16 protein-coding genes are annotated in these 18,754 nt (G+C 70.0%); 11 read left to right on the top strand and 5 right to left on the bottom strand.

Annotation, left to right across the window (positions count from 1 at the left end; translation table 11 throughout):
- Nucleotides 1-66: 66 nt before the first annotated feature.
- Nucleotides 67-591 (top strand): single-stranded DNA-binding protein, encoded by a 525-nt coding sequence (gene ssb / locus FHY06_RS16295; RefSeq protein WP_184605782.1) that lies wholly within the window; start codon nucleotides 67-69, stop codon nucleotides 589-591.
- Nucleotides 592-674: 83 nt separating this feature from the next.
- Here the strand turns inward: ssb and FHY06_RS16290 are convergent, their stop codons facing one another.
- Together FHY06_RS16290 and FHY06_RS16285 are read right to left on the bottom strand one after the other, a co-directional pair.
- Nucleotides 675-1,325 carry a hypothetical protein gene (locus FHY06_RS16290; RefSeq protein ID WP_184605781.1) on the bottom strand — a complete coding sequence of 217 codons (651 nt, stop codon included), beginning with the start codon at nucleotides 1,323-1,325 and terminating at the stop codon, nucleotides 675-677.
- Nucleotides 1,322-1,690 carry a phage integrase family protein gene (locus FHY06_RS16285; protein ID WP_126184040.1) on the bottom strand — a complete coding sequence of 123 codons (369 nt, stop codon included), beginning with the start codon at nucleotides 1,688-1,690 and terminating at the stop codon, nucleotides 1,322-1,324. Before FHY06_RS16285 ends, FHY06_RS16290 begins: the two co-directional genes overlap by 4 nt.
- A 298-nt stretch (nucleotides 1,691-1,988) precedes the next feature.
- Here FHY06_RS16285 and FHY06_RS16280 point away from each other — a divergent pair, with 298 nt between their 5' ends.
- The 6 genes from FHY06_RS16280 to FHY06_RS16255 all read left to right on the top strand — a co-directional run bounded on the left by FHY06_RS16280 (nucleotide 1,989) and on the right by FHY06_RS16255 (nucleotide 9,695).
- The gene (locus tag FHY06_RS16280; protein ID WP_184605780.1) at nucleotides 1,989-3,002 is read left to right on the top strand and encodes a LysR family transcriptional regulator; all 1,014 of its coding nucleotides are present in this window, start codon (nucleotides 1,989-1,991) and stop codon (nucleotides 3,000-3,002) included.
- 204 nt (nucleotides 3,003-3,206) lie between these two features.
- Nucleotides 3,207-4,754, top strand: a complete 1,548-nt coding sequence (locus FHY06_RS16275; RefSeq protein ID WP_184605779.1) for an AMP-binding protein — start codon at nucleotides 3,207-3,209, stop codon at nucleotides 4,752-4,754.
- A 1-nt stretch (nucleotide 4,755) separates the two neighbouring features.
- The gene (locus tag FHY06_RS16270) at nucleotides 4,756-5,979 is read left to right on the top strand and encodes an acyl-CoA dehydrogenase family protein (RefSeq protein ID WP_126184038.1); all 1,224 of its coding nucleotides are present in this window, start codon (nucleotides 4,756-4,758) and stop codon (nucleotides 5,977-5,979) included.
- A 66-nt stretch (nucleotides 5,980-6,045) separates the two neighbouring features.
- Nucleotides 6,046-7,032: a Bug family tripartite tricarboxylate transporter substrate binding protein gene (locus tag FHY06_RS16265; protein ID WP_184605778.1), complete on the top strand. Its 987-nt coding sequence runs from the start codon at nucleotides 6,046-6,048 to the stop codon at nucleotides 7,030-7,032.
- A 66-nt stretch (nucleotides 7,033-7,098) separates the two neighbouring features.
- A complete protein-coding gene (locus FHY06_RS16260; protein WP_132751973.1) occupies nucleotides 7,099-7,806 on the top strand; it encodes a response regulator transcription factor in 708 nt (235 codons plus the stop codon).
- A 62-nt stretch (nucleotides 7,807-7,868) separates the two neighbouring features.
- The gene (locus FHY06_RS16255) at nucleotides 7,869-9,695 is read left to right on the top strand and encodes an ATP-binding response regulator (protein WP_184605777.1); all 1,827 of its coding nucleotides are present in this window, start codon (nucleotides 7,869-7,871) and stop codon (nucleotides 9,693-9,695) included.
- 9 nt (nucleotides 9,696-9,704) lie between these two features.
- Here the strand turns inward: FHY06_RS16255 and FHY06_RS16250 are convergent, their stop codons facing one another.
- Entirely contained in the window at nucleotides 9,705-10,109 is a 405-nt protein-coding gene (locus FHY06_RS16250; protein ID WP_184605776.1) for a GFA family protein, read from the bottom strand.
- Nucleotides 10,106-10,819 (bottom strand): YebC/PmpR family DNA-binding transcriptional regulator, encoded by a 714-nt coding sequence (locus FHY06_RS16245; protein WP_019655538.1) that lies wholly within the window; start codon nucleotides 10,817-10,819, stop codon nucleotides 10,106-10,108. The genes FHY06_RS16250 and FHY06_RS16245 overlap by 4 nt, the downstream gene beginning before the upstream one ends.
- A gap of 106 nt (nucleotides 10,820-10,925) precedes the next feature.
- On the opposite strand from FHY06_RS16245, the gene FHY06_RS16240 reads away from it, so the two are divergent.
- Complete coding sequence (locus FHY06_RS16240; protein ID WP_184605775.1) at nucleotides 10,926-12,653, top strand: M14 family zinc carboxypeptidase; 1,728 nt, start codon at nucleotides 10,926-10,928, stop codon at nucleotides 12,651-12,653.
- Here FHY06_RS16240 and FHY06_RS16235 read toward each other — a convergent pair.
- Complete coding sequence (locus FHY06_RS16235; RefSeq protein ID WP_019655540.1) at nucleotides 12,637-13,554, bottom strand: LysR family transcriptional regulator; 918 nt, start codon at nucleotides 13,552-13,554, stop codon at nucleotides 12,637-12,639. The genes FHY06_RS16240 and FHY06_RS16235 overlap by 17 nt on opposite strands.
- A gap of 106 nt (nucleotides 13,555-13,660) precedes the next feature.
- Between FHY06_RS16235 and FHY06_RS16230 the strand changes: the two genes are divergently transcribed.
- Genes FHY06_RS16230 through FHY06_RS16220 form a run of 3 tightly spaced genes read left to right on the top strand, consistent with a single transcriptional unit; the run spans nucleotide 13,661 to nucleotide 18,704 of the window.
- Nucleotides 13,661-15,076 (top strand): aminotransferase family protein, encoded by a 1,416-nt coding sequence (locus FHY06_RS16230; protein ID WP_184605774.1) that lies wholly within the window; start codon nucleotides 13,661-13,663, stop codon nucleotides 15,074-15,076.
- Nucleotides 15,073-17,412, top strand: coding sequence for a LamG domain-containing protein (locus FHY06_RS16225; protein ID WP_184605773.1), 2,340 nt, complete (start codon nucleotides 15,073-15,075; stop codon nucleotides 17,410-17,412). The genes FHY06_RS16230 and FHY06_RS16225 overlap by 4 nt, the downstream gene beginning before the upstream one ends.
- Nucleotides 17,409-18,704, top strand: coding sequence for an MFS transporter (locus FHY06_RS16220; RefSeq protein WP_019655543.1), 1,296 nt, complete (start codon nucleotides 17,409-17,411; stop codon nucleotides 18,702-18,704). The genes FHY06_RS16225 and FHY06_RS16220 overlap by 4 nt, the downstream gene beginning before the upstream one ends.
- The last annotated feature ends 50 nt before the right edge of the window (nucleotides 18,705-18,754 follow it).

Genomic DNA, 18,754 nt, shown 5'->3' with positions numbered 1-18,754 from the left:
GCCTTGGGGCACAATCGAGGGTTCTTCTCAACCTTCTCCTCCATCCACTTATCAGGGGCAGTGCATATGGCATCGGTCAATAAAGTCATCGTCGTCGGCAATCTGGGGCGCGACCCCGAGATGCGTACATTCCCGAGCGGCGACCAGGTCGCGAACGTCACCGTGGCCACCACCGATCGCTGGAAGGACAAGCAAAGCGGCGAAATGCGCGAAGCCACCGAATGGCACCGCATCGTCTTCAACGGCCGCCTGGCCGAGATCGCCGGCCAGTACCTGCGCAAGGGTTCGCAGGTCTATGTCGAGGGCAGCCTGCGCACGCGCAAGTGGACCGACAAGGACGGCATCGAAAAGTACACCACCGAGATCCGCGCCGACCAGATGCAGATGCTCGGCAGCCGCCAGGGCCAGGGCGGTCCGTCGGGTCCCAGCGACGACGACGGCTACGGCGGTGGCGGCGGCGGCGGCGGCGGTGGCGGCTATGCCCCGCGCGCACCCGCGGCTGCACCGCGCGCTCCCGCGCCGGCTCCGCGCCAGGCACCGGCCAAGTCGTCGTCGGGCTTCGACGACATGGACGACGACATTCCGTTCTGAAGCCGGTCTTCCCGGTTCCTGATTCAGGCAAGGGGCCTGCTCTTCGGTGAGCAGGCCCTTTTCGCTTTTCCGGGGCCTGCCAGCTAAGGCCTGCCCAGCGTCGCCAGCTTCTTCCTGGCCGCCTGCAGCAGGCCGCCGCGCTCGGCGGGCAGCGCCGCCTTGGTGTCGCCCAGCGCGATGATCTCGTGCACCGTGGGCGCGGAGAGCTTCGCAGCCAGCGGATCGCGCGCGGGCATGCCGTTGAGCCGCGCGAGCGGAACGACGTGCACATTCAGGTGCCGGCCCATCGACTTCGACAGCTTCTGGCATGCCGCCGCCATGGCGGCTTCGTCGGGCACCAGCTGGCCGTGCGCGATCAGCAGTTCGATGGTGCCTTGCGCGTCCTCGCCCAGCACCAGGGCGCGCACGACCGAGTCCTTGAACTTGGAGCGCAGCATGGAACGGATCGGCTCCGCCGCCACGAAGGATCGCAGCGCGATGCTGCGCAGCTGGTCGTGGAAGACGAAGGAGCGGTCGATCCGGATGGCCTCGGGCTGCTCCTCGCCCTTCGCGGCCTGCCGCTTCACGATGCCGCTGCCGACCAGATGCTCGACGGTGGCGGCGGCTTCGGGCTCGGCCAGCCTGGTCCGGCGAGCGAGCTCGGCGGTCGGGAACCATTGATCGGCGGGCGCCGCGTACAGGACCGTGAGCAGCTTCTGTACTTCGGGAGAAAAAAGAAAATCCGCTGCGCTCATCCTTGCTCTGTTGCTGCTGACACGAAGCGCGCATTATCCGAGCCGCGCGCCGCAGCCGTCGGGGTGGCATCGCAGGGCGCCGAGCGGGCGCGTCCGTGTTCGCGAACGCAGCGCAGGTCCACCTGCATGCCCGTGCTCTCCTGCTGCTCGCGCAGCCATTGCACGACGCGCTCGGCCCGCCTCACGCCGATGCCCCGCACCGGATACCACCAGGTCACTCCGGCATCGTTGATGCGCTGCGCCAGCTGTTGCAGCGTGCCGAAGCCGGCCTGTGCGAGCCTTTCGGACAGCAGGGGGTCGAACCAGGCCGCGACGCTGTCGTGTGCCTGCGGCGCATTTCCGCCGGATCGAGGGGGGGTGTCCATGGTTGTCTCCAGGCGCGGGCACGAGTGCGGGATGCTTGACGGCCCGCGATGACTCCGCGCATGTTGTGGATCGGATGGGCTTGCGTTGCACGGGACATGCCAGTGCGCCTGCGCCTTGATCCACAACAGATTTCCTGGGCCGCTGCCGGCGTATGTAAGTTATTCAGGCAAATAGTGTGTCCAGTTTCCGGACAGATGCCTGATCGCCGATCAGGGTTTACCTGCCCGGGAGGCCTGCGAGGCCCGAGAACGACCCCGCGAGGCATAGTAGCCAGCCCCGGCCCCACACTCGCAACCCATGGACCTGCGCACCCTCCGCTATTTCATCGCCGTGCTCGAAGCCGGCAGCCTCTCCCGCGCGGCCGGGGCGCTGTACGTCGCGCAGCCGGCGCTCACGGCGCAGATCAAGAAGCTGGAAAGCGAACTCGGCGTGCAGCTCTTCGAGCGTTCGCATGCCGGCGTCACGCCCACGTCGGCCGGGCTGCGCCTCTACGACGACGCCCGCCGCCTGCTGAGCGACGCCGACGCCATGCGCGAGCGCATCCAGCGCCTGCCGCAGGGTCCCGAGGGCTCCGTCACGCTGGCCATTCCCTTCCTGCTCGCCTCGCTGCTGATGGGGCCGGTGCTCGCGGCGCTCAAGGAATCGCATCCGCGCGTGCGCGTCTTCGTGCTCGACGGCCTGAGCCTGACGGTGTGCAAGGCCGTTCTGGAGCGCCGCGCCGACGTCGGCATCCTGGTCGACACGCCGCCGCTGGAGGGCCTGCGCTGCAGGCCGATGGCGCGCGAAGGCATGTACTTCTGCGGGCGCGATACGGATGGCCGCGTCGCCCGGCTGCTGCGCGCGGCGCCCACGGTGCCCGCGGGGCGGCGGCGCCCGGCGAAGGGTGACGCAGGCGCCGCGGCATCGCAGTACCCGGTGATCGATCTTGCCGACGCCGCGGCGCAGCCGCTGGTGCTGCAGTCGCGGCGCTTCGCGATCCGGCAGTCGGTGGAAGGCGCGGCGAATGCGCGCGGCGTGCCGCTGAACATCGGCCACGAGCACGACTCGGCACGGGTGATCCGCTCCCTCTATCTGAATGGCGCCGGCTTCACCTTCGTGCCTGCCTGCGCGCTGAGCGACAGTCCGCCGCCTCGCGAAGGCTGGCTGGTCGCTCGCGTGGTCAATCCGGAGCTTTCGCGCGCCTACACGCTGGTCACGCCCGAGCGTCCGCTCGATGCCGTCGCGCAGGTGGTGGTGGATGCGCTGACCGCTGAAGCGAAGAGCCTCATCGGGCAGCGCAAGTGGATGGCGGAGTGGACGATGCGCGGCTGAGCCCGGGCGCGAACAAGGGCACGCGCCATCGGGCGAAGGCCATCAATTCCGGTGATGGCCCCGGATCAGCAAACAGTATTTCTCCTGCAGCCGCGCTTCTGGAACAGTGCCGCTGACCGCAAGAGCGGAACGGCGACATGCGCGATCGCACGTCGCGGCACCCAGGAGACAAGCATCAATCCCCCATCCATTCCCCCCAGGCGCATGGTCGCCAACGTCGGCGCCCTCGTGGCGCGCAGCGCGCGCGCCAACGCGCGCCGCGTCGCTGTGATGAGCCCCGCGCGCACGCTCACCTACGCGCAGCTCGAGCAGCGCAGCAACCGCCTCGCCAACGCGCTGCTGGGCCTCGGCCTGGCGCGCGGCGACCGCGTGGGCATCTACCTGGCCAACTGCGCCGAGATCGTCGAGGTCGAGATCGCCTGCTACAAGGCCGGCCTCGTGAAGGCGCCGTTCAACTCGCGCCTGTCGCCCGGCGAAGTGGGCGAGATCGCCGCCAACAGCGAGGCGGCGATCATCGTCACCACCCGCGAGCGCGCCGAGAGCTTCCGTGCGCACATCCGCGGCGAGATGCCCCGCCTGCTGCTGATCGATGGCGACGACGCCACCGGCTACGAGGCCGCGCTGGCCCGCGCCAGCGATGCATTCACGCCGGTGGAAGTGCATGCCGACGAACTCGCCGTGCTGCACTACACCTCGGGCTCCTCGGGCGTGCTGAAGGCCGCGATGCAGACCTTCGGCAACCGGCTCGCGCAGCTGCGCAAGTTCCTGATCCGCTCCGAGGGCATGCACGAGGGCCACATCCTCGGCCTCGTGGGGCCGGTCACGCACGCCTCGGGCATGCAGATCGTGCCGGCGCTGTGCAGCGGCGTGACGATCCGCCTGTTCTCGGGCTTCGAGCCGGCGCGCTTCATCGCCGACATGCGTGCCGACCGCGTGACGCACACCTTCATGGTCCCGACCATGATCAACATGCTGCTGGGCGAGCTCGAAGGGCAGTACCGCCCGCTGCCCGACCTGCAGCGCCTGGGCTACGGCGCCGCGCCGATGGCGCCTGCGCGCATCCTCAAGGCCATGGACGTGTTCGGCCCCGTGCTCTCGCAGGGCTACGGCGCGGGCGAGACCACATCGGGCGTGTGCGCGCTGACCACGAACGATCACCTCCATGCCCGCGCCGCGCGCCCCGAGCGGCTGGCCTCCTGCGGGCGCCCGCTGCTCGAATGCGACGTGCGCATCCTCGACGACGAGGGCCAGCCCGTGGCCACCGGCGAGATCGGCGAGATCGTGGTCGGCGGCGAGGACATCTTCGCCGGCTACTGGCGCGCGCCCGAGCTCACGGCCGAGGTGCTGAAGAACGGCCGCTACCACACCGGCGACCTCGCGCGCATGGACGAGGAGGGCTACGTCTACATCGTCGACCGGAAGAAGGACATGGTCATCAGCGGCGGCTTCAACGTCTATCCGTCCGAGGTCGAGGCGGTGCTGTTCCAGCACGAGGCGGTGCAGGAAGCCTGCGTGTTCGCGATTCCCGACGACAAGTGGGGCGAGTCGGTGGCGGCGCACGTGGTGCTCAAGCCCGGCCGCGCAGCCGACGGCTCGGCCATCGACGCCTTCTGCGGCGAGCGGCTGGCCGGCTTCAAGCGCCCGCGCCGCATCGAGTTCGTCGAATCGCTGCCGAAGAACCCCAACGGCAAGGTGATGCGCAAGGCGGTGCAGGCCCCGTACTGGGCGGGCCAGGAGAGGATGGTGAACTGAGATGGATGCGACGACGACACCCGTCACCAACAACATGGCGCCGATCTTCGCGGGCCCCTTCGAGGGCTCGGAGCGCGCAGCCGAAGTCATCGTGCGCGTGCAGGCCTTCCTGAACGGCGAACTGGCCGATCTCGCGCGCGAGCACGACGTCGACAGCGAGCGCGGCGCGTCCCGCGAGCTGCTGCAGCGCGTGTGGAAGCGCTCTCGCGAGCTGGGCTTCTACGGCATGACGCTGCCCCAGAAGATGGGCGGCATGGGCCTCGCGGTGCTCGACCACGCGCTCATCAAGGAAGCGATCTACGCCACCGGCTCGCCCTTCGCGCCACACGTGTTCGGCGAGCTGAGCGGCCCGCCGCGCGTGGGTGCGCTGGCGCGCTTCGCGACGCCGTGGCAGATGAAGAACTTCATCGTGCCCGTGGCCGAGGCCGAGAAGGCCATCTGCTTCGCGCTGACGGAAGAGCAGGCCGGCTCCGACGCCGGCGCGGTGCAGACGCACGCGGTGCGCGACGGCGACGACTATGTCGTCAACGGCCGCAAGCGCTTCATCTCGGGCGCGCCCTTTGCCGACTTCGCGGTGCTGGTCGCCTCCACCGCCACCGATCCCGCGCAGCGCGAGGTGTCGGCCTTCTTCGTCGACCTGTCTGCACCGGGCGTGCGCGTGGAGTCGGGCTACAAGACCATGGCGGGGCAGTCGGGCACCGGCAACATCGTGTTCGAGAACGCCCGCGTGCCGGCCGCGAACCTGATCGGCGAGCAGGGCCGCGGCCTGGCGCTGGCGCTGGGCCGCATCACCGTCAACCGGCTGCTTCATTGCCCGGCGATGGTCGGGCTGGCGCAGGTGGCGCTGCGCGACGCGCGCGACTACGCGCTGCAGCGCAGGCAGTTCGGCCGCGCCATCGGCCAGTTCCAGGCCATCCAGCACATGCTGGCCGACATGGCGACCGAGCTGGCCGCTGCACGCGCGCTGATGATCCACACCGCGCGCCAGATCGACGCCGGCTCGGACGCGCGCGCCGAGGCCTCCATGGCCAAGCTGTTCTGCTCCGAGACCGCCTTCCGCGTGGCCGACCGCGCGGTGCAGATCCATGGCGGCGAAGGCATCGTGCAGGGCCGGCGCGTGGAGTTCCTCTTCCGCCTGCTGCGCATGTACCGCGTGCTCACCGGCACCAGCGAGATCCAGCGCAACACCATCGCCAAGGAGCTGCTGGCGTCCGAGACGGGCTAGGGCGCCTCGCGCGTTCCGAGAAGCAGCGAAGAGACGAAGAGATACAAGAAACCGGAGACAAGACGAATGACCGATCCGCACCGCCGCAGGCTGCTGGGCCACGCCCTGGCCGCCTTGCTGCTGCCCCTGGGCCCGGGCCTCGCGCAGGCCGAGGAGGCCTACCCCAGCCGTCCCATCAAGTGGGTGCTGCCCTACCTGGCCGGCACCGGGCCCGACATCACCGCGCGCATCCTTGCGGAAGCCGTGGCGCCGGTCATCGGCCAGCCGGTAGTGATCGAGAACAAGGCCGGCGCGGCCGGCAACATCGGCGCGCGCATCGTCGCCAAGGCCCCGGCCGACGGCTACACCTGGATCTACTCGGCCGCGCCCATGGCCGCCAACATGCGCATGTACCGCAACCCGGGCTACGACGCGCTGAAGGACTTCCGCCACGTGATGCGGCTGTCCAGTTCCGACGTGGTGCTGATCGTGAACGCCAGTTCCGACATCCGCAGCCTGGCCGACCTGGTGGCCAAGGCCCGGGCGCAACCCGGGCGGCTGGCCTATGCCTCGGGCGGCGTGGGCACGCCCTCGCACCTGGGCGTGGAGATGCTGCTGTCGGCCGAGAACGTCAGCTCGCTGCATGCGCCCTACAAGGGCGCCTCGGAGCTGGTCAACGCGGTGCTGGGCGACCAGGTCGCGTTCGGCATGCCGATCCTCGCGGTGGCCTACCCGCAGATCCTAGGCGGCAAGCTGCGCGCGCTCGCGGTGGCCGGAACGACGCGCAACCCCATGCTGCCGCAGGTGCCCACGCTGGCCGAGCTGGGCGTGAAGGGGGCCGAGCTCACCTCGTGGGGCGGCATCTCCGTGCCGGCGGGCACGCCCGATGCGGTCGTGCAGCGCATCCGCGCAGCCTTCGAGAAGGCGCTGGCACAGCCCAGGGTGATCGCGGCGCTGCAGGAGCAGGGGGGCAGGGTCGACATGCAGGACGGGCCGGCCTACACGAGCGGCTTCACTAGAGAAATGGTATTCACCGAGGCCATGATGAAGAGGGTGGGGCTCGAGCCTCTCTGACATCGCCGGGCGCGGCCATGACTTTGGGCACTTACGGTGCCCACAAGCGACCCCTAGCATCCCGGGATGACAGAGACCGACAGGCCCTCATCCCCGGCACAGGAGGCATCGCAGGACCCCGCCCGGCCGCGCGCCATCCTGGTCGTGGACGATCACGACCTGGTGAGGATGGGCGTGTGCGCGCTGCTGCAGGCCAACACCTCGGCGATGCCCATCGAGGTGCTCGAGGCCGGCGACCTGGCCGAGGCGATGGCCGTCTACGAGGCCAACGAGGACGCGATCGAGCTGGTGCTGCTCGACCTGGCCCTGCCCGACACGCAGGGGCTGAGCGGCCTCATGGCGTTCCGCGAGCGCCATCCCGCCGCGCGCGTCGTGGTGCTGTCGGGCACCGGCACCACTTCGCTCGCGCAGGACACCCTCGCGCAGGGTGCGATGACGCTGGGCGCCTTCGCCTACCTGCCGAAGTCCGCCACGCTGCGCGAGGTCGTGAGCTTCATCCGCGCCTGCGGCCTGCTCGGCGGCGACGCGGTGAACTACCAGCCGCCCGCGCCGCCTGCGCCGGCGGAGGCGGTGGCGCCGTCGTCCAACCATGCGCGGCACAAGCTCACGAAGCGGCAGCTGCAGGTGCTCAACTGGCTGCTGGAGGGCAAGAGCAACCATGAGATCGCCGTGCTCGCAGAGATCAGCGAGGGCACGGTCAAGAACTATGTCGCGGGCATCCTTCTGCAGTTCGGCATGCGTTCGCGCGCGCAGTTGATCAGCAGCCTGCGCTGAGCCGAATCCTGCGCAGGCAGGCAAACGGGGCTCGACGAAGACCCCGAAGGGAGACAAGGGACATGAACAAGAACGATCCGGCCCCGGGGCACCTGCCCCTCGACCCCACCCTCGAGATGCGCGTGCTGCGCGAGCACGTGGCCTCGCTGTACGCGGGCCACACCACGGCCATCGTGGCGCACATGGGCTTCGCCATCGGCATCGGGTGCTTCGGCTACTTCTTCGTCGATCCGGCCTTCAGGCTGCTGATCGTGGCGCTCATCACCGCGATCGTGCTGGTGGACCTGTATGCCATCGCCACGCCGCGCTGGACGCCGCAGGTGCCGCTGGAGGAGACGCCGGCCTGGGCCAGGAAGTACACGCGCATCGTCACCGCGATCAGCACCGTGACCGCGCCCAGCAGCCTTTTTCTGGTGAGCATCCAGGACTCGATGCTCACCACCTTCGTCACGGTGGTCATCATGGGCAGCTGGACCCGCGCCGTGCAGGCGCGCTGGCCGCTGCGCAACGCGATGTTCGGCTACGGCATCCCGATGATGAGCGGGCTGATCCTCTCGCTGGCCTGGTACGGCGGCGCGCTCAACTGGTTCCTGGCGGGCTTCGCCTTCGTCAACCTGGTGCTGACGCTGAGCGAGGGCGTCAGGCAGAACAAGCGGCTGACGGCCACGCTGATCCTGCAGTTCGAGAACGAGGCGCTAGCGGCCCAGTTGCGCGAGCAGATCGCGGCCACCGAGCGCGCCAGCGCCGAGAAGACCCAGTTCCTGGCCGCCGCCAGCCACGACCTTCGCCAGCCCATGCACGCCATCGCGCTCTTCGGCGCCGCTTTGGGCAACACGCTGCGCCACCGGCCCGAGGAAAGGAACGTCGAGCGGCTGATGCGCGCCGTCAACGCGCTGGGCGCCTCGCTGGACACCATGCTCGACATCTCCCGCCTCGACGCCGGCGTGGTGGAGCCCGAGCCGCACGCGCTGTCGCTCGACGAGCTGTTCCTTCCGCTGCACAACACCTTCTCCGTGCAGGCCGAGCGCAGGCGTCTGCAGCTGCGCGTGCGCGCCAGCGGCCTGTGGGTGCGCAGCGACCGGCAGCTGCTCTACCGCATGCTCTCCAACCTCGTCGACAACGCGCTGAAGTACACCCGCCAGGGCGGCGTGACGGTGGTTGCGCGCAGCCGCGGCGAGCAGGTGTGGATCGAGGTGCGCGACACCGGCATCGGCATCGCCCCCGAGCAGGCCGAGCGCATCTTCGAGGAGTTCTACCAGGTGAACAACCCGGGGCGCGACCGCTCGCGGGGCCTGGGCATCGGGCTTTCGATCGTGCGCCGGCTCGGGCGGCTGCTCGGCCACGAGGTCGAGATGCGCTCGCGCCCCGGACGCGGCACGCGCTTCCGGCTCACCGTGCCGCTGGCCGAGGCCGGCGAGGCGCCGCGCGACGGCCTTCCGCTGCCGGACTCCGAATCGCTCGTGCGCCATTTCTTCCAGGTCCCGGAACTCGGCGGGCGCGTGCTGCTGATCGACGACGAGGAGGACATCCGCGAAGCGATGACCGAGCTCATGCGCGCCTACGGCATCGACGCGGTGGCCGTGGCCGACGAGGACGAGGCGGCGGAAGTGCTCATGCAGCCCGATGCGGACCTGAACCCCGTGGCACTGCTCATGTGCGACTACCGCCTGGCCGAGGGCGCGGAGGGACTGCAGGTCGGGCTGCGCCTGCGCGAGCGCTTCAGGCTCGATGCGCCGATGCTGCTGATCACCGGCGAGACCGCGCCCGAGCGGCTGCAGCGCGTGCGCGAGTGGGGCGTGCCGGTGCTGTTCAAGCCGGTCAGCGCGGCCACGCTGATGCAGGCCATCAACGAGCTGGTGCACGTCGACGCGCAGGCGAGCGAGGCCTGAGCCCGCCGCTCACTGTGCGCCGACGTGGCCCTGGTGCTGCGGCAGGTCGTCCGTGATCGTGAACCACGGCGCCTTCGAGCCTACGAAGATGTGCGCGCTCGGGCGGATGGAAGGCGCATCGACCAGCGTGCCCAGCGTGACGTGCACGTACTGCCCCTCGCGCACCACCGAGCACAGCAGCGAGCCGCACTTCGCGCAGTGCAGGTCGCCCGCGTCGGGCTCGCCGTAGACCGCGATGCCGTCCTCGCCCTGCGTGATGGCGAACTTGCGTCGCTCGATGCCCGCGAAGGGCTTGAAGGCCGAGCCGGTCGCGCGCCGGCAGTCCGAGCAGTGGCAGTTCAGCGAGTAGGCGAACTCGTCGGCCACCTCGTAATGAACGGCGCCGCACAGGCACCTGCCGACAAGGATGCTCACCCCGCCAGGCCCACGTACACGTTCTGCACGTCGTCGTTCGCGTCGATGGCCGCGAGGAAGCTCTCGACTTCCTCCAGCGCCTCGGCGCCCAGGCTCGCGGGATCGATGGGGTTCTTCGGCTTGTAGCCCAGCTTGGCCGACAGCACCGTGAAGCCCTGCGCGGGCAGTGCGCGGCTCACGAGGTCGAGATCGGTGGGGTCGGTGAGGAAGACGGCGGGGTGGTCCTCGCCGGCCGGCTCGAAGTCCTGCGCGCCGGCCTCGATGGCGGCCACTTCGGGGTCGGCATCGGGCTTCGCGGGTTCGGCCTCGATCATGCCGACGTGGTCGAAGTCCCACGACACCGAGCCCGAGGTGCCGAGCTGGCCCTTGCGGAACAGCACGCGCATCTCGGGTGCGGTGCGGTTCACGTTGTCGGTGAGGCATTCGACCATCACCGCCACTCGGTGCGGTGCGAAGCCTTCGTAGATCACGTGCTCGTAGTTGACCGATTCACCCGTCAGGCCCGCGCCCTTCTTGATGGCGCGGTCGAGCGTTTCCTTGGGCATCGATGCCTTGCGGGCCTGTTCCACCGCCAGCCGCAGGCGCGAGTTGGAGGCGGGGTCGGCGCCGTTGCGCGCGGCCACCACGATTTCCTTGACGAGCTTGCCGAACAGCCGGCCCTTGGCGTTGGCGGCGATGTCCTTGTGCTTGGCTTTCCACTGGGCGCCCATGTCGTTTCCTTGAATGAATGTGTATTGCTTGCGGCCTTGTCTGGCTCTTTGGAAGAAAGAAAAGGGCTGGATGACCGGGAAGGGCGACTACTGTAGCCTTCTTCCCATGACCGCTCCACAAGACACCTCGTACGTCACGCCCTTCGAGGCAGGCAACGGCAACCAGACCGCCACCTGGGCCGAATGCATCGCCTTCTACGAGCGGCTGGCCAGGGACTTCCCCGGCGTGCTGCGCTGGGGCGAGATCGGAACCTCGGACACCGGCGTTCCCCTCCATGCCGGCGTGGTCAGCGCCGACGGCGTGTTCGACCGCGAGACGCTCGAGCGGCAGGGCCGGCCGGTGTTCTTCAACAACAACGGCATCCATCCCGGCGAGCCCGAGGGCATCGACACCTGCATGGCGCTGGTGCGCGACTTCTGCACGCGGCCCGACAGGCTGGCGGCGCTGGGCCGGACTGTGTTCCTGTTCATCCCGGTCTACAACGTGGACGGCTGCATCGAGCGGCAGAGCACCTCGCGCGTGAACCAGCTCGGGCCGGAATCCTTCGGCTTCCGCGGCAACGGCCGGCACCTGGACCTGAACCGCGACTTCATCAAGTGCGACAGCCTCGCCGCGCAGGTGTTCAACCGCTTCTTCACCGCGTGGGACCCGGACGTGATGGTCGACACCCACACCTCCAACGGCGCGGACTACAGCTACACCATGACGCTGATCCCGACCCAGCCCGACAAGCTCGGCGGCGGGCTCGGCGCCTTCCTGCGCGAGAGCATGCTGCCCGCGATCTACGCAGGCATGGAGCGGCGCGGCTGGCCCACCTGCCCGTACATGAACCTGCTGGCCGAGACGCCCGACGACGGCATCGAGGACTTCCTCGACCTGCCGCGCTTTTCCACCGGCTACGCCGCGCTGCACCACACCATCGGCTTCATGCCCGAGACCCACATGCTCAAGCCCTTCGCCGACCGCGTGGCCTCGATGCGGGCGCTGGTGGAGACGGTGCTCGACTTCGCCATCGCGAACGCTGCGCGCATCCAGGAACTGCGCCGCGAGGCGAAGGCGAAAGCCGCGCGGCAGACGCGCTGGCCGCTGACCTGGCGCAACGACCGCAGCCGGCCCGCGAGCCTGCGCTTCAAGGGCTACAGTGCGGTCCGCACGCCCAGCCTGCTGGGCAACTACGAGCGCCTGGCCTACGACCGCAGCCAGCCGTGGGAGAAGGACATCGTCCATTTCGACCGCTGCATCGAGGAAGCGACGGCCGCTGCGCCCAGGGCCTACCTCGTGCCGCAGGCATGGCGCGAGGCGATCGAGCGGCTGGCGTGGAACGGCGTCGCGCTCGAGCGGCTCGAGGAAGACCGGCTCTTCGACGCGGTGCGCGTCTATCGCATCCGCGACGTGGCCTCCCGCCCCAACGCCTACGAAGGCCACATGTTCCACGACGAGGTGGTGCTGTCGGAAAGCACCGAGCCCTTCCAGGCGCGCGCGGGCGACGTTCTCGTCTCGCTGGACCAGCCGGGTGCACGCTATGCCGTCGAGACGCTGGAGCCGCTCGCGCACGACAGCTTCTTCCGCTGGGGCTTCTTCAACAGCGTGCTGGAGAAGAAGGAGAACTTCTCGGCCTACGTCTTCGAGGACACCGCGCTGCGCATGCTGGAAGACGAGCCCGGGCTGAAGCGCCTGTTCGAGCAGTGGAAGGCCGACAACCCCGACAAGCTGGGCGACCCGCAGGCGGTGCTGGGCTTCATCTTCGCGCACGGCCGGCGCCATGCGGAAGCGGGATGGCGCCGCTATCCCGTCGTCGCGCTGATGCAGCCGGGTCTCACCCCGCCGGCCTGAAGCCCGGCAGGGCGTGCATGCGCCGCCGCAGCGCTTCCACGAAGGCCGTGACCCGTGCCGGCCGGTACAGCCCCGGCGGCAGCGCGACGTGCACGCCGATGGGCTCCAGCCACCAGTTCGGCAGCACGCGCTTGAGGCGGCCGGCCTGCATGTCGTCATGGCACATCCACGGCGCCGCCGCGCCGATGCCCGCGCTGTTGAGGATCGCGCGGTAGCTCGCGAGCAGGCTGTCGGTGCGGATGGGCGTGTCCAGCGGCACGATGCGCGAGCGGCCCGCTCGATTGATGAGCCGCACATTGCCCGTCACGTACGGGATCAGCCCCACGCACGGCACCTGGGGCAGCCGGGCGAGCGTGATGGGGCCGGTGCGCTTGAGCAGCTCGGGCGTGGCGATCAGAACCCGCTCCATGCGGCCCACGGTGCGGCAGACGAGGCCGGGGTCGCGCACTTCGCCCACGCACACCCAGCACTCGGCGCCGGATGCTGCGAGGTCGACCACGCGGTCGGTCAGCGTGAGCTCCACGCGCAGCTGCGGATGCGCCGCGCGCAGGTCGGTCACCGCGTCGGTGAGGAAGCCGGTGCCGTAGCCGGAGGGTCCGATCACGCGCAGTGTGCCCTCCGGCCGGCTCTGGCCGCCCTGCAGCCGCTGCGAGAGGCCCGACCAGCGGTCGGTCAGGTCGTGCGCCTCGGCCAGCAGCGAGCGGCCTTCGTCGGTGAGCGAGAAATTGGCCGTGTTGCGGATCGCCAGCTTGACGCCCAGCAGCCGCTCCAGTTCCAGCAGGCGGCGGCTCACCGTGGGCTGCGTGGTGTCCAGCAGTCGCGCCGCCTTGCTGAGCGATCCGCTCTCGCCGATGCGGATGAAGGTCTGGAGCAGGTCGAGGCGGTCGTGGGTGTTCTTCATGCGCCAGACGTATAGCACTTCATCGGACCATACGTCTACCCGCAAGGGCCGGCCGTGCCTATCGTCTGGGGCCTTCAAGACCTGCGAACGAATGGATTACCCGCCGATGAGCGCCTCGACGACCGAAGACAAGACCCCCCGCACCGTGGGAGACACGCCCAAGGGCGGTTCCGTGCTCGGCTTCTACGCCGCCAAGGGCACGCCGCGGCCGCCGCGCATCGCGCGCGGTGAGGGCGTCTACCTGTGGGACGAGGGCGGGCACCGCTTCCTCGACGCCACGGCCGGTGCGGTGGTCGCCAACATCGGCCACGGCAATCCGCGCGTGCTGGCCGCCATGCAGGAGCAGGCGGCGCGCGTCACCTTCGCCTACCCGCGCTTCTTCGAGAGCGAGCAGAGCATCGAGCTGGCCGACCGCGTCTGCGCACTGGCGGGCGAGGGCTTCGACCGGGCCTTCTTCGTCTCGGGCGGCTCCGAGGCCAACGAGTCGGCGATCAAGCTGGCGCGGCAGTACGCGGTGGTCATGGGCCAGCCGAAGCGCGCCAAGGTCATCTCGCGCAACCCGAGCTACCACGGCTCCACGCTGGGTGCGCTGGCCGTGACGGGCGATGCGCACACCCAGTCGATCTACGGGCCGATGGTGCGAGAGATGCCGAAGGTGAGCGCGCCGCTGTCCTATCGCATTCCCGCCGGCCACACCGCCGAGAGCCACGCGCTGGCCTGCGCCGACGAGCTCGAGACCACCATCGTGCGCGAGGGCGCCGACACGGTGCTGGCCTTCATCATGGAGCCGATCGGCGGGCTCTCGACCGGCGCGGCGGTGGCGCCCGCCGTGTACTTCGAGCGCGTGCGCTCCATCTGCGACCGCCACGGCGTGCTGCTGATCTACGACGAGATCATGAGCGGCGCGGGCCGCACCGGCGCCTTCCTCGCGGCGCACCACTGGGCCGGCGCGCGGCCCGACTTCGTCACACTCGCCAAGGGGCTGGCGGCGGGCTACACGCCGCTGGGCGCGCTGCTGGTGCCCGACCGCATCGTCGACGCGGTCGCGGGCAGCGGCGGCTTCGTGCACGGCCACACCTACTTCACCAACCCGCTGTCATGCGCGGTGGCGAATGCGGTGCTCGGCGAGGTGATCGAGCAAGATCTCGTGAGGCGCGCACGCGACATGGGCGAGCTGCTGATGGCGCGCCTGCGCGAGGTGGCTGCGCGCTCGCCCATCGTGGGCGACGTGCGCGGCAAGGGGCTCTTCACCGCCATCGAGATCGTGGCCGACAAGGCGACGAAGCGGCAGCTGCCGGCAAGCTTCAACGCGCCGGCGCGGCTCACCGAGCACGGCCTGAAGCACGGCATCGCGCTGTACAACCGGCGCGCCAACCTGGGCGCCTTCGGCGACTTCCAGATGATCACGCCGCCGCTGACCATCACGGCGGCCGAGATCGACGAACTGGCGGACCTGCTCGAACGCTCGCTGCACGGCCTGGCCGACGAGATCGCGGCCAAGGGCCTGGCCACCGCGGCATGACGATGCAGCAGCAGAAGATCCTCCCCCCGCACCGCAGCCTGCAGGTGTCCGGCGTGCACGGCTACACCGACCGCAAGAGCGTGGCCGCCGGCGAGGTGGTGCGCTTCCACATCAGCAGCGACGTGCCCTACACGCTCTCCGTGTGCCAGCTCGGCTCCGACACCGAGGGCCGCACGGACGACACGGTGCTGCACACCTTCGAGCCTTCGGCGCCGCGCGTGCACCCGATCCACCCCGGCTCCTACGTGCGCGTCGAGCGCGGGCTCGACCAGCCGCTGCGCGCGCTCACGCTCGAATGCTGGGTGCAGGTGTGGAGCCTGGGCACGCGCCAGAGTGTGATCGGGCAGTTCGACCTGCCGGGCGCCTGCGGCTACGGGCTCTTCATCGACGAGGACGGGCGCGCGGTGTTCCACCTGGGCGACGGCGGCGCATTCCGCGCCGAGGGGCAGCTCTCGGGCGGTGCGCTGCAGCCTCGGCGCTGGCACCACGTCGTCGCGACGTGGGACGGCAGCGAGACGGTGCTGTGGCTCGACGGAGAAGCCGTCGCGCGCGGCCGCTTCGACGGCCCGCTGCAGCCGGGACGCGCGCCGCTGCGCCTGGGCAGCAGCGGCATCGACGGCCTGGCGGACGCGTTCCTCGAGGGCGACATCGTCATGCCGGCGATCTATTCGCACGCGCTGCAGGCCGACGAGGTCAAGGCCCGTTTCGCCGACCGCGGCCTGCACACGCCGCGCGGCCGTACCGTGCTCGCCTGCTGGCCGCTGCGCGAGGAGCGCGGCGACGTGGTGGCCGATGCCAGCGGCCACCAGCGCACCGGCCGCATCGTCAACCACGGCACCTGGATGATCGTCGGCCCCGCCTTCGAGCCGCACCGGGTGAACGAGTTCTCGGACGACGGCTACGACCCGCTGACGGACCCCACGCGCGGCCACGGCCTGCGCCTGGCGAGCGACGACCTCTACGACTGCCGCTGGCCCGAGAGCCATGCGTTCCGCATGCCGGCGGATGCGAAGTCGGGCGTGTACGTGGGCCGCGTGAGCTTCCTGCTCGACGGCCGGAGCGCCGAATACGACATCACCTTCATCGTGCGGCGCGCTGCGAACCGCGCTCCGGCACCCGTGCTGGTGCTGTGCGCCACCAACAGCTGGCTGGCCTACGCGGCCACGCCCTTCGCGAAGAACGTCGCGAGCGACCCGGTGTGGCCGCGCCGTTCGGCCGGCCTGCAGAACAGCCACCCCGAGGCGCCGGCCTTCTGCAGCTACACCTACCACCGCGGCGGCCAGCCCACCTACCAGGTCGGCCTGCGCATGCCCTGGCCCAACGCCAGCCCCAATGCGCTGTACGACCCGGCCGATGCCGGCTTCAGCCAGTGGACCCGGCTGGAGCGCCGCCTGCACGTGTGGCTCGATCGCTGCGGCTACGACTACGACGTGGCGAGCGACCTCGACCTGCACCGCGACCCGGGCCTGCTGAAGGCCTACGGCACGGTCTTCATCAATGGCCACAGCGAATACTGGTCGCAGCCGGCCTGCGACGGGCTCGACGACTACCTCTCGAACGGCGGCACCGCCATCGTGCTGTCGGGCAACACCATGTACCTGCGCGTGAGCTACGACGAGGAATGCACGGTGATGGAGCAGCGCAAGGTGCGCGGCCCCGGCGACGAGGACGGCGCCGAATCGGTGGAACTGCGCCCGCCGGCCGGCCCCTACGGCGAGCAGTACCACTCGCAGGACTGGGCGCGCGGCGGCCAGTTCAGGCAGGCCGGGCGTTCGTGCGCCGACCTCATCGGACTGGAGTCGGCCGGCTGGGCCTTCGCCGACGGCGACGACTTCGGCGTGTACCACGCGACGCAGCCGGGGCACTTCCTGTTCACGCAGCCACATCCGCTGGGGCTCGAAGAAGGCTCCACCTTCGGCCATGCGCCGGGCGGTGGCCTGCCGAGGGCCATCGGCCACGAGTGGGACCTGAGCGTCGCGACGCTGCGCCGCATGACGCGCACGCTGCCCGCGGGCGAGCGCCTGCCCGAGCCGCATCGCGGCATCCAGGTCATCGCCGAGGGGCGCAGGCAGCGCCCCGGGCGGCTCGACGCCTACCTCGACTACTACTCGCAGCCGACCGATTCGCTGGGCGGGCTCTCGGCCGAGATGATCTATTGGGAGCGCCCGCAAGGCGGCCGCGTGTTCAACGCAGGCGCCGTCGGCGCGAGCTGGGTGCTCGGCGCCGACCCCTCATTCGAAGGGCTGCTGCGCAACGTGCTGCACCACTTCGGCGTCCGGCCCGCGACGGGCGCGGACCTTGCAGATCAACCATCCCTGGAGCACGCAGCACCATGAGCACACTCGCCCCACGCACCGCCGACCTTTCAGAACCCGCCGGACCGGCCTCCCGGCAGAGCACGCTGCGGGTCATCACCGCCATCTCCATCGGCAATGCGCTGGAGTGGTTCGAGATCGTGATCTACGGCTTTCTCGCCGTCACCATCTCCAAGCTCTTCTTCCCGGCCGAGAACGACACCGTCTCGCTGCTCATCACGCTGGGCACCTTCGGCGTGACCTTCGTGATGCGGCCCATCGGCTCGCTGGTGCTGGGCGCGTACGCCGACGCCAGGGGGCGCAAGAACGCGCTGACGCTCTCGATGGCGCTGATGCTGTGCGGCACGCTGCTGATCGCGGTGGCGCCGACCTTCGCGCAGATCGGGCTGTGGGCGCCGGGCCTGGTGATCCTCGCGCGGCTGCTGCAGGGCTTCGCGGCCGGCGGCGAGTTCGGCAGCGCCACCGCGCTGCTGGCCGAGCAGGATCCGCGCCGCCGCGGCTTCTTCTCGAGCTGGCAGTTCGCGAGCCAGGGCGTCACCACCTTCCTGGCGGCCGGCTTCGGCATGGGGCTCAACGCACTGCTCACGCCCGAGCAATTGCTGTCGTGGGGCTGGCGCATTCCGTTCTTCTTCGGCCTGCTGATCGGGCCGGCGGGGCTGTACATCCGCCGCCACCTCGACGAAGGCCTGGAGTTCAAGCGCGCCGCGCAGGAAGCCGCGCCCGTGCGCGCCACGCTGGTCGACCAGCGCGGCCGCACGCTGGCGGCGATGGGGCTCATCATCCTCGCGACCATCGTGGCCTACACGGGGCTCTTCATGCCCACCTTCGCGGTGCGGCAGCTGGGCCTGCCGCCGTCGATGGCCTTCGCGGGCACCTTCTGGTTCGGCGTGCTGCAGTTCGTGCTGGTGCCGCTGTTCGGCAGCATGTCGGACCGCGTGGGGCGCATTCCCGTGATGCGCGCCGCGGCGCTGGTCATGCTGGTGATGATCGTGCCGCTGTTCTACCTGCTGGTGAACCATCCGTCGGTGCCGGCGCTGATGCTCGCGCTCACCGCGATGGGCGTGGTGGCTTCGGCCTACTGGGGGCCGATCTCGGCGGCGATGTCGGAGCTGTTCCCGGCGGCCACGCGCGGCACGGGGTTGTCGGTGAGCTACAGCTTCGGCGTGGCGATCTTCGGCGGCTTCGCGCCCTTCATCAGCGCCTGGCTCATCACGGCCACGGGCAGCAAGATCGCCCCGGCGTTCTACGTGGGCTTCGGCGTGGTGGTGAGCCTGATCGCGCTGCGGGCGGCGCGCGGCTACGGCGTGAAATGAAATAGCAGTTTTTTCCAAGCCGGCGCGGCGCGCCGTTCCTAAGCTGCAGT

The sequence above is a fragment of the Variovorax atrisoli genome, from assembly GCF_014195185.1.
Classification (GTDB): domain Bacteria; phylum Pseudomonadota; class Gammaproteobacteria; order Burkholderiales; family Burkholderiaceae_C; genus Variovorax; species Variovorax atrisoli.
This window is presented reverse-complemented; position numbering and strand designations above follow the sequence as displayed.